General features: G+C 45.2%; 9 protein-coding genes. 3 read left to right on the top strand and 6 right to left on the bottom strand.

What is annotated here, in order from left to right; all coding sequences use genetic code 11:
* Window position 1 precedes the first annotated feature (1 nt).
* The 3 genes from L1D15_RS09465 to L1D15_RS09455 form a co-directional block, all read right to left on the bottom strand.
* Window positions 2-2749 (bottom strand): M16 family metallopeptidase, encoded by a 2748-nt coding sequence (locus L1D15_RS09465; protein WP_239875419.1) that lies wholly within the window; start codon window positions 2747-2749, stop codon window positions 2-4.
* Between the two features lie 155 nt (window positions 2750-2904).
* The gene (locus L1D15_RS09460; RefSeq protein WP_239875418.1) at window positions 2905-4140 is read right to left on the bottom strand and encodes a cysteine desulfurase-like protein; all 1236 of its coding nucleotides are present in this window, start codon (window positions 4138-4140) and stop codon (window positions 2905-2907) included.
* Window positions 4124-4780, bottom strand: coding sequence for a 2OG-Fe dioxygenase family protein (locus L1D15_RS09455; RefSeq protein ID WP_239836902.1), 657 nt, complete (start codon window positions 4778-4780; stop codon window positions 4124-4126). The genes L1D15_RS09460 and L1D15_RS09455 overlap by 17 nt, the downstream gene beginning before the upstream one ends.
* A gap of 400 nt (window positions 4781-5180) precedes the next feature.
* On the opposite strand from L1D15_RS09455, the gene trxB reads away from it, so the two are divergent.
* The 3 genes from trxB (at window position 5181) to cydC (ending at window position 9756) form a co-directional block, all read left to right on the top strand.
* Entirely contained in the window at window positions 5181-6143 is a 963-nt protein-coding gene (gene trxB, locus L1D15_RS09450) for a thioredoxin-disulfide reductase (protein WP_239875417.1), read from the top strand.
* A 111-nt stretch (window positions 6144-6254) separates the two neighbouring features.
* Window positions 6255-8042: a cysteine/glutathione ABC transporter permease/ATP-binding protein CydD gene (gene cydD, locus L1D15_RS09445; RefSeq protein ID WP_239875416.1), complete on the top strand. Its 1788-nt coding sequence runs from the start codon at window positions 6255-6257 to the stop codon at window positions 8040-8042.
* A complete protein-coding gene (gene cydC, locus L1D15_RS09440; protein ID WP_239875415.1) occupies window positions 8035-9756 on the top strand; it encodes a cysteine/glutathione ABC transporter ATP-binding protein/permease CydC in 1722 nt (573 codons plus the stop codon). Before cydD ends, cydC begins: the two co-directional genes overlap by 8 nt.
* Before the next feature lie 190 nt (window positions 9757-9946).
* On the opposite strand, the gene rluB is transcribed toward cydC, so the two are convergent.
* The 3 genes from rluB to L1D15_RS09425 all read right to left on the bottom strand — a co-directional run bounded on the left by rluB (window position 9947) and on the right by L1D15_RS09425 (window position 14085).
* Complete coding sequence (rluB, locus tag L1D15_RS09435; protein WP_239836613.1) at window positions 9947-10885, bottom strand: 23S rRNA pseudouridine(2605) synthase RluB; 939 nt, start codon at window positions 10883-10885, stop codon at window positions 9947-9949.
* Window positions 10886-11074: 189 nt separating this feature from the next.
* Entirely contained in the window at window positions 11075-13438 is a 2364-nt protein-coding gene (locus L1D15_RS09430) for an EAL domain-containing protein (protein WP_239875414.1), read from the bottom strand.
* Window positions 13435-14085, bottom strand: coding sequence for a hypothetical protein (locus tag L1D15_RS09425; RefSeq protein WP_239875413.1), 651 nt, complete (start codon window positions 14083-14085; stop codon window positions 13435-13437). The genes L1D15_RS09430 and L1D15_RS09425 overlap by 4 nt, the downstream gene beginning before the upstream one ends.
* Between the last annotated feature and the right edge of the window lie 16 nt (window positions 14086-14101).

The following is a 14101-nucleotide window of genomic DNA, read 5'->3' as shown; positions in this document are numbered from 1 at the left end:
CTTATTGGTCTAGCGGGCTAAGTATGTATTTGTAATGCTCTGCACCTTGACCAAATGACTCTATAGCACGAACTCGCACGTCATCTAACGTAATCGCTTTTGCTACCTCTCTTGATTGAGTGAAGGCTTCTTCACCAAAATCATTCACCAAAGTTAAAGCACGGAACCAAGCAACGTCTGAGGGGTAGTTAATCGTGTCTTCAAGGTACACATCCAACTGCTCCTTCGCAATCGCTAGCTCCTCTTGGGTCACAGAAGTGATCAGATTCTGAATGACCTTATCAATGGCTTGTTCTACCTTAGGTAGATCTTCTGCTGCAACTTGAGCTTCAATAGTCCAATCCGTTGCCGGCTCATTATTGTCAGTAGAAAAGTAACTGTCGGGGGCATAATCTAAGCTCAGCTCTTCACGTACGTAAGCATCTAGACGTCTGGCTAAAATACGCTGAACAACCTTATCTACCAACGTAAGTTTTGCATCTTGAGCCCTTGCGGATTGATTAATAGAGCGCAGTCTGTAACGGCTATTCTGCTCATTATTGATCGCTAGGTTAATTTTGCTATCGGGACGAGCATTATAACGCACTTGATAAGGCGGCATCTTCGCAGCTTCCAGAGGAATTGTCGAAATATAGTTCTTCACACCATAAGCAATCTGCGATGATTCAACCCCAGCCACAATCACCAGCTTACTATTGCGAGCCTTTCTAAATAGCTCGTCATAAGCTTGTTGCACTTGATCGACCGTCACGCTTTCAAAATCATGGGCATAAGTAGGAAAATACACACTTTGAGCAGCAAAGGTATTCGTTTCAATCGCGTCATACCATTGACCGAGCGGAGATTTGAGATAAGACATGAGTTCATCCGCATACTCCTGCTTTAACACTTCGATCTGCTGTTCACTAAACTTAGGGTATGCCATCACGTTATAAAGAAGTTTGAGTACCTCATTAACTTGGTCTTTAGGAGCACTGATTTCAAAACCATGTTCAGTGCCATTAATGTAACTCTGAACATCAATATCATTTTTGCGGATATACGCTTTGAGCTGAGTACCATTAAACTGAGCAACACCACTCTTTATGAGGGTTGCCAAGAGTAATTGAGATGCTGGTACAAGATCTCGCTCCAGAACGGCTTTCCCACCCGAAGACATATAAACAATATGAGCAAAATCAGTGTCGTTATCGGGGTCAAATAGTACGTCAATACCATTATCCAAGAACCAGGTCACCTCTCCATTGTTTTGTTCTATGGCATCAGGTAAAGGCTTTTCTGACTCCACTTCAACCAATCCATTCATATCCGTACTTATGTGATTACTGGCCACACCAGGCATTCCATACATGCTTTTCCACTCAGGCAGACTTTGCTTCACTTGCTCAATCGATTCCACGGGGTCAGTACCGACGAACATATCATATGAAGAAGATAGCATATTTCGTACATGTTGATTGATGTAGTCAATATCCGCTAAACGCAGCAGTTGATCGAGACTGCGCTTGTAATCGGCTAATGACTGAGAAGGTTCTCCCTCCGCCAATTGGGTTGTTCTGTCTTCAGCGAAGTCTTCGCTTCCACGCCGAAACCACTCATCGTCCGCGTGTTCACGACTACTTTTATATTCAGCCATAACTACCTTCAATTCTTCTTGACTAACACCATGATCCCTGAGCGACGCCAAAGTTTCAAAAAACAAAGGCTGAACGGCATTTCGATCTTGAGGGGAGAATGAGATAGACGCATCGTATACGCGCTCTTGCACACTCGTATAAATACTAGAATCCCAGCCGCGTAAAGGTAAAGCATGTTCGGTGTATACTGCATCTAATCGATGTGATATCAAGCGAGCAACAATTTTGTCTTTCCAATACTCGATAAGATCATTTCTTGTGAGAAGCAAATTTTCCCCCAGATAGAAAGTCATCCCTACCACCGATGGCTCATCAATACTAACTTGAGTAACAAAGTCACCTCTGTTGATCGCAGCTTTTGCTCGTACAGGTGGTGGTAAGTCATTCGTTGGCTGCCAGTCTGCAAACATTTTTTGGATTAACCCTTTCGCATCTTCACGCTTAATATCTCCGACAATGATTAATTCACTGGATTGTGGCTGATACCAAGTGTCATAAAACGCTTTCAGTGATTGAGAAGTTGCGCTTTGGATAGTCTCTGGTGTACCAATCGCGTCCTTTCCCTCATAAGGTGTCCCTTTCACGCTATTTTCATACGCCTTGTCGTTGAAAGACAAATGCTCAGGCCCCCCTCGGCGATATTCTGCCAGAACGACTCCTTTCTCGCGCTCAACCTCCTCAGGGGCGAATGTCACACGATTTGCAACGTCTCTTAGCCAAAGTATTGCTTTGTCGAGTTCATCTTGGTTCGGTAAACTTAGTGTGTAGACTGTTTCCTCGTACGAAGTATAAGCGTTAACATCGTGACCGCTTGCTCCCGTCTTCTCCATCAGTTCAATGACTTCATTTGGCGTAAAATTTTCACTACCATTAAATGCCATATGCTCGACAAAGTGTGCATACCCGAGTTGGTCAGGTGTTTCTTCCAATGAGCCAACATGGACAAATAACCGAAGAGATATTGCTTCTGTATCAATTGGGTAAATATGGTATCTGAACCCGTTATCTAACTGACCTGACGTCCAGTTAGTATCTTGCTGAATAGGTATATTCGTACTTTGCTGAGCACAACCGGCTAACAGCAAGACAAACATAATTAAGACTTTCTTCATAATCGATATGCTTCTGTTTTATATTCAGCCGAAATATAACTGTTAACATATCAATGTCGATAGTCTATTCAATAAGAATTAGTCCTTCACGATCAAAAAAGACCCTCAGTGAGGGCCTTATTTATAGCTTAAAAGCAGAAAAAGTCTTTCGCTATTCATTGTCCTAAGATAAGTTTCAGCTCATCAAACAATTCATCGACTTCTTCTAATGTGTTGTAGTGCATGAAACCAATTCGAACCACACCACCTGATTTTTCAAGATCGAGCTGACGGGCCAAGCCAAGCGCATAAAAATGTCCGTTCCAAACACAGATATTACGCTGACCCAGCTTCTGAGCAATCTCCTCAGGGGAATGGTCATCAAAGGTCAGTGCGAAAGTTGGCGTTCTCAACTCACTGTTGGCTTCATTGCGTCCCCACAACCTCACTCCTTTTAGCTCTGCTAAACGTGTAAGGAAACGTTCACTGATCGCGGACTCGTGTTGATTAAACTGTTGGAAAGAGTCGACCAAACGGCGGCGAAGATCATCACCATCCTTACCCCATTGAGCCAGATACTTGACAGCGGCAATGACCCCCGCAAGACCTTCAAAGTTCTGAGTGCCCGTCTCAAATCGACCCGGACCTGTATTGGTGGCAGGCTCGACTTTGTATGGCTGTAAAGACTGTAACCACTTAGGCGCGATATATGCAATCCCAACATGGGGGCCAAAGAATTTATACGCAGAGCAAGCCAAGAAATCACAACCTAGCTGTTGTACGTCAACCAAGTGGTGCGGAGCGTAATGTACAGCATCGACATATACCATAGCTCCCACACTGTGTGCGGCTTCAACTACACGTTTCACGTCCACAATTGAGCCTGTGGTATTAGATGCGTAAGTCAGCGCGACAAGTTTAGTCTTAGGAGTGATCAGCGATAGCAAATGCTCTAAGTCTAGTGAACAGTCTTGCTCATTCACTCGAGCCTGATAGACTTTCACTTGCTTATCATCCGCCGCTTGCTGCCAACTCGACACGTTGGAGTAGTGATCGAGAGAGGTAACGATAACTTCATCTCCTGCTCGCCAACCGCGACTAATTGCCCGGCTAAGCTGGAACGTCAAAGAGGTCATGTTGGCACCAAAGACGATGTTATCGCTCGATTCTGCATTGAGTAACGCTTGTGCAGATTCTCTCGCTTGTTTCATCAAGTCAGTGGTATGGGCACTGGAAAAATAGTGACCACCAAGATTCGAATTAAAAAAGCCCAGATACGCGGTCATCGCCTCTAGCACACTGTTTGGCACCTGTGATCCACCCGGGCCATCAAGAAACATCACCGGCAGGTCATTGTGACTTTGCTGTAAGGCACGAAACTGCGCGCGTACCAAGTTAGGAGTGAAGTTCATTCACGGCTTCCTTTGCGGTTAGTACAAATACGTCCATATACCCTTCTTCACCCTCAATCACAGAGCGAATTGGCGTTGCGTTATGCCACAATTTATTGTCGGCCAACATGGCAACTTCACCGTTTTGAAGCACTTTGCGGAAAAAAGGTGCTTCGTTGAAACTGCTGTATAGCATCACATCGCCACCTTCGATGTTATGGCGACCCATTCCGACAAGTGCAATATGGTCAAAGCCATCTTGATGCACGCCTTCAGGAGCTACCTGCGTCTCATCAAAAATGGCAGAGATGCGCATTTGGTGAATTTCAATTTCCTGACCATCTATCAACTTATTAGCATCGACAAACAGCTGACAGATCTCGCGCATCCCTTCACTTTGAAGGGTCGTCGCTTCAATAGGCTCAAATTGACGCACGACATTGCCTTGAAACCGGTTGATATCATCGGTTTGCATGAACTCATTTTTCTGAAGATCAATAACCTGACCATCTTTAAACTGGATGACTGAGTAACGACGCAAACGGTATTGACCGTCTGCATGCTCGGTATTAGGTAGCTTGGTAAAAGACGGCGCCAACTGTGCAAAAGCAGAGTCACTTAACTGAGTGAGCTGCAAAGTTGTTTCGCGGTTATGTAACATCATCATCTCCTTAATGAGTGTTCATATGGGAATCTTTGGTTAACATCTTGTTCACAACCATTATTTGCGCATTTATATTGCAAGATCAACAAATATCAGCAGTTAAAACCAACAAAAACTATAATTTGGAATGTAACACCAACAAAAAAATTAATTACAGTTAAATGAACCATTTTGAGAGTTTAACGAGTCAAAAATTCAGATGACTTATCTATTAACAGCGATATAAATCTTTCAGCTCAATTAGTTAAGGGGCTCTTTTGTCGTTGCAAGCGTCATCGTTTGCGTTCTAATCTATAACCATTTATTACATTTCGACGACTTGCTAACGCTTTCAATACCCCAAACTATTCCATACAATCGAATGAAATTGATAAGCGTCACCGCTAATGGAGCACAAATGAGCGACGTAAAACACAGTAAGTTACTTATCCTTGGTTCTGGTCCTGCGGGCTACACTGCTGCAGTATACGCTGCGCGCGCAAATCTAAACCCAGTATTGGTGACTGGTATGCAACAAGGTGGTCAGTTAACGACAACAACCGAAGTTGAAAACTGGCCGGGTGATCCTGAAGGCTTGACTGGGCCAGCTCTCATGGAACGTATGAAAGAACATGCCGAGCGTTTTGAAACCGAGATCGTTTTTGATCATATCAACCAAGTCGACTTCAGCCAGCGCCCTTTTCGTCTGAAAGGCGACAGTGGTGAATATACATGTGATGCTTTGATTATCTCGACTGGTGCCTCAGCGAAGTACCTTGGCCTTGAATCCGAGGAAGCGTTCAAAGGGCGTGGCGTATCAGCATGTGCAACCTGTGATGGTTTCTTCTACCGTAATCAAAAAGTCGCGGTGGTTGGCGGCGGCAACACGGCTGTTGAAGAAGCGCTTTACCTCTCTAACATTGCTTCAGAAGTACATCTGATTCACCGTCGTGACAGCTTCCGTGCTGAAAAGATTTTGGTTAAACGCTTGATGGACAAAGTCGAAAGCGGCAACATCATTCTCCATACGGATCGCACTTTGGAAGAAATCACTGGCGACGACATGGGTGTGACGGGCGTTCGCATTAAAGACACCAAGTCAGACTCTATCGAAGAATTGGAAGTGATGGGTGCTTTCATCGCAATTGGCCATCAACCCAATACAGGCATTTTTGAAGGTCAGTTAGAGATGAAAGATGGCTATATTCTTGTCCAATCTGGCCTTGACGGTAATGCGACACAAACCAGCGTCCCAGGCGTCTTTGCTGCGGGTGATGTCATGGATCACAACTATCGCCAAGCAATCACTTCAGCCGGAACCGGTTGTATGGCAGCCCTTGATGCTGAACGTTTTCTGGATGCTCTAGCAGACCGTAAATAATATTTTTCATTTTTGACTCAAATCCTTAAAGCCTCGCGGTATTCCCACGAGGCTTTCTTTTGTATAATCGCGAACCTCAACTCGCATAATAATTATCATTAAGCCTTCACGATGGACAAAAAGAAACAGCGCAGCTTGAATAAATGGCTCAAGCAGCAAAGTAAGTTAGCAAAACGCTGGCTGATGATTGCTGTTGGCCTCGGCGTACTTTCAAGCGTATTTTTGTTAGCTCAAGCAGCCTTGCTCGCCACCATTCTGCATCAATTGATCATAGAACAGGTCGACAAATATCAACTTGTGCCTTATTTCATTGGCTTAGCCGCCGTCATTGGTGTTCGAGCGCTGTGTTCATGGGGCCGAGAGATCGCAGGTTATCGTTGCGGCGCGCAAATTCGTGTTTATATACGTCAGCTTATTCTCGACAAGCTAAGAGAGTTAGGCCCAGCTTATATCAAAGGTAAACCTGCTGGTTCGTGGGCAACATTGTTGCTTGAACAAGTAGAAGATATGCATGATTTCTTTGCGCGTTATCTGCCTCAAATGTCTCTCTCTGTGCTTGTTCCCTTCGTGATACTTATTGTCGTCTTCCCAGTGAACTGGGCAGCCGGTCTTATCTTCTTGCTCACCGCACCATTAGTGCCAATGTTTATGGCCCTAGTCGGTATGAAAGCCGCCGACGCCAACCGCAAGAACTTCAAAGCATTACAGCGTTTATCTGGTCACTTTTATGACCGCTTACAGTCGATGACGACGATCCGTCTTTTTGACCGAACCAAAGCAGAAACGGAAGTCATGCGTGGGGCTTCTGAAGTATTCCGAACTCGCACAATGGATGTCCTGAAAATTGCATTTCTGTCTTCCGCCGTTCTGGAATTTTTTACCTCTATTTCCATTGCACTGACCGCCGTTTACTTCGGTTTCGCCTTTATCGGTGAACTTAACTTTGGCGACTATGGTGCAGGGGTAACCTTGATGGCCGGCCTGTTTATTCTGGTGCTGGCTCCTGAGTTTTATCAACCACTGCGTGATTTAGGTACTTTCTATCACGCTAAGCAACAAGCGGTTGGAGCTGCTGAAAGCATTGTTGAGTTCCTTGATACTGATGTCAGTGCCGTTCGTTCAGGTGACAAAACGCTCAGCGCGAATGACGCTATTTCCATCCAAGCAAAAGATTTAGAGGTGTTCTCACCAGAAGGCATTAAATTGCTTGGTCCTGTGAGTTTTGAACTCTCGACGGCTCAAACGACAGCTTTAGTTGGCCCAAGTGGCGCCGGCAAAACCAGCTTAATCAATGCGATACTCGGATTTCTCCCATATCAGGGATCACTCATCATCAATGGCATTGAAAGAACAGAGCTGAATCTCGAAAACTGGCGAGAAAAAATCAGCTGGGTTGGCCAAAACCCGTTGCTATTGCATGGCTCTATCCGTGACAACATCACGTTGGGCAAGGACAACGTATCGGATGACGCTATTCAAACTGCATTACAAGAGTCTTTCTCCGCAGAATTTGTTGAGCAACACGGCCTCGATTACGCCGTATCCGACCGCTCTGGCGGCCTTTCCGTTGGGCAAGCTCAACGATTAGCACTCGCAAGAGCGATGGTACAGGACGGAAAATTCTGGCTTCTGGATGAACCAACCGCTAGCTTGGATGCGCGTAGTGAGCGCTTAGTCATGCAGGGTTTAGCTGGTCAGATCGAAGGTAAAACAACGCTGATGGTCACCCACCAGCTCAGCCCTTTACAGAACGTTGAACAGATTCTGGTCATGGAAAACGGTGCGATTATTCAAAGTGGTCACTACAACGAACTCTCTAGCCAAGAGGGGTTATTCCAAAATATGCTTCAGGCTAATAATACTCTGAACCAAGCCAATAAGGGGAATCTCGATGCGTGATTTAGTTCCCTATCTAAAACTTTATAAAAAGCACTGGTTCGGCCTATCTCTGGGAATGCTGTTGGCCTTCCTGACACTATTTGCCTCTATTGGCTTACTGACTTTGTCCGGTTGGTTCTTATCTGCAGCTGCAGTGGCCGGGTTAACTATCGCCCGAGAAACCTTCAACTACATGCTGCCAGGGGCTTTTGTCCGCGGCTTTGCCATGGGACGTACCGCTGGTCGATGGGGTGAGCGCGTTGTTAGCCATAACGCTACCTTCAAGCTACTGACCGATCTGCGTATTTTCTTCTTTTCCAAACTCGCACCATTAATTCCGGGGCGAGTATCAAACCTACGTGATGCCGACTTACTCAACCGCCTAGTTGCCGACATTGACGCGATGGACCACGTCTATCTGCGCCTTGTCAGCCCTATGGTCGTAGGCACACTTGGCATCCTAGGTTTAACTGCTCTGATTTGCTGGTTTGACATGGAGCTCGGCTTAACGCTTGGCGCCATTCTTATGGCTTTACTGCTCATCTGGCCGGTACTGTTCTACAAATTAGGTAAAACCAATGGCGCAGAGCTGACACAGAACAAATCCGACCTGCGTATCGCAACATTGGATTGGTTACAAGGCTATAGCGAGCTCACTCTGTTTGGAGCGGAAGAACGTTACCGTAATGCGATTTTAAATGTGCAAGAACGCTTACTGAAGAATCAGTATTTTAATGCTCACTTTGCAGGTTTAGCACAAGCATTGCTGATGCTGGCTAACGGTTGGACAATTGTTCTGATGCTATGGCTTGCGGCAGATGGAGTGGGCGATAATATGCCTTATCCTATGGTTGCCTTAGTGGTATTCGCTACAATGGCCAGTGTCGAGCTTCTCATGCCAATTACTGGCGCTTTTCAACATTTGGGTCAAACACTGACTTCAGCACGGCGATTAAACGACATCATCTTGTCCGAGCCTGATGTTCAGTTCCCAGACCAAAACACTCAGCACGACGACACCTATTCAATTGAGTATGAGAATGTCACTTTCCGTTATCCTGATGGCGACTCAAATGCACTTCAAGACATTAGCCTGCAAATCCCTGCCAAGCACCGCATCGCAGTGGTAGGCCAAACCGGTTCTGGTAAATCGACATTAATGCAGCTACTGAACCGCTACTGGGACACCCAGCAAGGCGACATTAAAATTGCGGGCCAATCCATTCGTCATTGGAGTGAAAGCCAGCTACGCCAAGCCATCAGCGTGGTCAGTCAGCGAGTTGATATATTAAACGGTACTTTGCGTGATAATTTATTGATGGCTTCTCCAGATGCTAACGATGAACAGTTAGCTGAAACGTTATCTAAAGTCGGCCTAAACAAGTTATTGGATGAGCAAGGTTTAGATACATGGTTAGGTGACGGTGGTCGCCAACTGTCCGGTGGGGAAAAGCGCCGTATCGGTATTGCGCGTGCTTTACTACACAATGGCCCTATCCTATTACTTGACGAGCCTACCGAAGGTTTGGATAAGCAAACAGAACGACAGATCATGAAACTGTTCGAGCAGCACTTTGAAAACAAAACGGTTGTTTTCATTACTCACCGCTTAGTGGATCTCCACAGAATGGATGCCATTTGCCTAATTGAGCAAGGCCAGATTGTCGAGCATGGTAGCCATCAAGCGCTGCTTGAAAAACAAGGGCGTTATTTCGCACTTAATCAAACACTATGATCCACAAGGGCGATAGACATCGCCCTTTTTACGCTGAATAGCGATAATTATCTTGATATCAAACGAGAGGGAAATGGGAGGATCAAGATTTCTGGTAGCGCGGTGATCGCTCTAAAAGGTACGCTATTTATCTGATTGGAGGTACAAAAAAGCAGCCGTATGGCTGCTTTTTGAAATAGATTGATTAGCGCTAACGCTGCTTATTACGAGCACCTTGCTCACCCGCACCTTTGCGCGGTTTACGGCGAGCTGGATTGTTACTACGTCCACCACCGTTGTTCATTCGTTCTTCATGACGCTTAACTGCGCGACGAATTTTCTGGCTACGAGAACGCTCACGCTTACGTGACGTATTGGCTTTGTTTTCGTCAAGCATGGTCTCTTTTTCAGGGCGCAGCTCTACCAATTCACGTAAGTAGTTCACCTCTTTGAGGTCAAGCTCCATCCATCCGCCACGAGGCAGTTTCTTATCAAGGAAGATATCACCGTAACGAACACGCTTCAGGCGGCTAACCGTACAGTCTTGAGATTCCCACAAACGACGCACTTCGCGGTTACGACCTTCGTTGATCACAACGTAGAAAGTGTGGTTCATACCATCACCACCTGCGTAAACAACATCTTCAAAGCGCGCTAAACCATCTTCCAGCTCAACACCACTGACGAGGTTACGGACTTTCTTCTCATCCACCTCACCAAATACACGCACTAGGTACTCACGCTCGACCTGACGACTTGGATGCATGAGACGGTTAGCAAGTTCACCATCGGTAGTAAATAACAGCAAGCCTGACGTATTCGCATCTAGGCGACCAACAGAGATCCAACGCGAACCACGGATTTTTGGTAGACGGTCAAATACAGTACGACGACCTTCAGGATCATGACGAGTACACAGCTCACCTTCCGGCTTGTAGTAAGCTAGCACACGGCACACAACTTCTTCCTGCGCCTTCGCAGAAACAGTGTGACCGTCAATACGTACTACGGCATTTTCGTCTTCTAGTCGTTCACCAAGCTTAGCCACAACACCATTTACACTTACACGACCCGCTTTAATTAAGGCTTCTAGCTCGCGTCGTGAGCCATGGCCTGCTCGCGCTAATACTTTCTGTAATTTTTCGTTCATTCATCTACCTTTGTGTCGTCTTCTCAGACGTCGATTCTATTTTGCGACCTAAATTCGCGGCCGCATATTATCGCAAATCCTTGGAAAAAACGCATGCTTTATTTTCGATTTTGACAGCAATAACAATAGCCAATAATAAGAGTAATCGTAAGATTTTATAACCTTTATACACCTCATTAACCTAGCTCTTTATTGACGAGAATGAACAGAGCCTATCGCCTTAGCTTTTGGTTCAATATCCCCCCAACGCTGATCTTCTAACACCTCTATCCAAGGTGTTAACTGTTCTGCAGGCTTCGGCCGACTAATAAAATAGCCCTGCGCATAATCACAGCCATTGTTTATTAACCAATCTAGAGAGGCCTGATCCTCCACACCTTCCGCGACCGTTTTCAACCCAAACCTTTTAGCCAGTTTGATTGTCGATTGTGCAATCGTCTGATCTTGCTGGTCGTCAGCGACATTTAGGATGAAGGATTTATCAATTTTGAGTTCTGTAGCAGGTAAATGTTTGAGCTGAGATAACGATGAGTAACCTGTTCCGTAGTCATCAATCGAAATTGACAGACCTCGTCGGGACATTCTGCTCAGTAGCGATAATGCGTACTCAGGATCCTCTGCAAGAGCGCTTTCGGTGATCTCTATCGTAACCTCAGCTTCACTACAACCAAACTGAGAGAGGAAACGAGCGACTTTAACATCAAAGTCTTTCTGTTTAAGGTTAACCGCCGAAACATTGATCGCGACGCCAAGCTCATACCCCGCCTCTCTCCAAGTTTGAAGCTGGCGCAATGCATTACCTATCACCCAGTCCGTTAGAGCATCGATTTGCCCTGTTGTTTCTGCAATTTCAATAAACTCATCAGGAGGAATCATGCCCAGCTCTGGATGTACCCAGCGCACAAGCGCTTCGACTTTATCGATTCGTGATGTGTGTAGATTTAATTTGGGTTGAAAGTGAAGAACCAACTGCTCATTCCGAATAGCTTCTGTCAATTCATGGATTAGACGCACTCGATTAATTGCACTCTCCGCCATGCTAGAAGCAAACTCTAAGCTGGGTTGCTTTATTTTCATTGCCTGTTGTAAAGCAATCCCTGCATTATGAAGCAGTTGTCGCGCCGTTTCACCATGTTTGGGATAACGACAATAACCAGAAACAGTGTGCACCGTCACTGAAATACGTCGCAAAGTAAACACTCCCGATAAACACTGCAAAACTACATCGACACTTTGTTCATCACTTTGAAGCTTGCTACAGGTCGTTAATAAAGCAAATTCAGATGAGTCAAGCTGGTAAAACTGAGCTTGTTCATCCAAAGTCAACAAACGACTCGCAGCCGCCACCTGCAATTCTTCCCCCGTATCCAGACCTAGGCTGTAATTAAGTTCTTCAAACTCCAGGACTCGAAATCGAATTAGCATAAAGCCATCGCATTGGTTCTGAATCAAATGGGCAATATCTTCAAATAACTTTTTCTTATTCGGCATTTGTGTCAAATCAGAGTGATAAGCACGGAAATTAAGCTCTGCTTCACGATCATTAACCGCCTGATTCATTAAATTGAACTCATGAGCCAATACACCTAACTCATCTTTGCGTTTAACCACCAACTCGTTACTTGCCTGACCCTTAGCGATTTGTTGTGCCTTTTTCACTAGCTCCTGCAAAGGTTTCGCAAGGCTTTTTGACAAGAAATACGCAGCAAGCACCGAACAGCCAAACGTACCCAATACGATCAGCACAACTTGGAACCAACGGCTTTGAAGTGTGGCGAATAGATCCGATCTGGAGAGGTAAAGTGCAGCGATCAGGTCTTTTTCTTCTTTAAAGCCAATCGCTACCTCAGTCGCTATAGTATTGGCATCCGTTTGCTGGGGCTTAGAAGAAACACCACTCTCTTTACCTTCAATACTACTAGCAAGCAGTGACCATTGACCACTTTCCTGATAGCCGATATCAACATTCATACCGGTTAACAGTGCTAACCTTTGGGCCAATATCTGATCGATAGCGAAGCCAAAACCTATCCATGCAACGGTTTCTGCCCCACTTTGTACTGGAACCAAAACTAATTGGAACACAGCGCCCTGATAATCATAAAGGATGGGGCGATCTTCATCTGGGGCAGCAGTTTCAGCCATCGTCAGCATATTGTTTTCCGTATCGGCAAGTGTCCGATTACTGCTTCTGTCATAAACCAATTTGCCAATAAAATTACCATCGGCAGTAAGACCGATCGCCAAATCAGCGGATATCCGTTGACGGTGATTGTTTAACGCCACCAAAAAGCTGCGTTCATCCTCTCTCAGCGCCTGTTTAAGGCCAAAGTCTTTTGCCACAGTTTGTGCAAATGCGGTCAGATTCCGCGTACGTTGTTCAAACTGATTTTCAAACACCACCTTTGCTGTACTTAGGTGTATTTGGGCTCGTTCAGCTCTCTCTTTTTCATTCGATTGAACGATGGAGTAAAACAGAACACACTGTACAGTGACTAATACCGTCAGGAATGAAAGCAGAATTTGTGTCTGAATACTTTTGAATTGACTCATTTGTATGACCCGTAAGATCTGTAAAAATCAATCGTCTGAGTATTTTTCTGTTTGGGTATTGGTGACATCTTTTTCGTCAGCGACAAGGTCAACTCTTTATCTTGACTAAGCTGGGCATACAGTTCCTCATTCATCTGAGGGTGCCATGCAATGACTTTCACATTTTCCAATTCATCCGGTAAGGTCATTCTTACCACTCCAGATTTACCTGTGATGGTAAAATACGGCGTGTCCACAACCTTGATATAGCCGCTCATCCAATCATGAATATTACACCCCATCGCTATGACTCCTTCACTGGGGAAGGACTTCTCTACCCCTGCTTCCGAGGAACGAATAACGAAAGAAAAATCCAGTGGACCAGTAATTGAGTATATATGGTGAGAAATGTTGTCTTTATTGGTAAACAACACTGGCTGGTTTACTTTAACTACTGAAATATAAGGCTTAAATGCACGCTTATCTTGCGAGATCTCAGTCACTAAAGTTTCTTTTACTGAGGAAGATTGCTTCGGTAAATTGGACGCCGTGACATAGACCACTGCATCTTTAACAGGTTTACCATTATTTTGGACAACACGAATTTCAACCGGAGCAGCGAAGCAGACAAGGCTGAAAAAGGAGAGAACAAAGATCAAGTGACGCATATTGCATATCTGATTA

It is taken from the genome of Vibrio sp. Isolate25, from assembly GCF_022398025.1.
GTDB classification, from domain to species: domain Bacteria; phylum Pseudomonadota; class Gammaproteobacteria; order Enterobacterales; family Vibrionaceae; genus Vibrio; species Vibrio coralliilyticus_A.
Note: the sequence above shows the minus strand (reverse complement) of the source record. Positions and strands in the feature narration are given on the sequence as shown.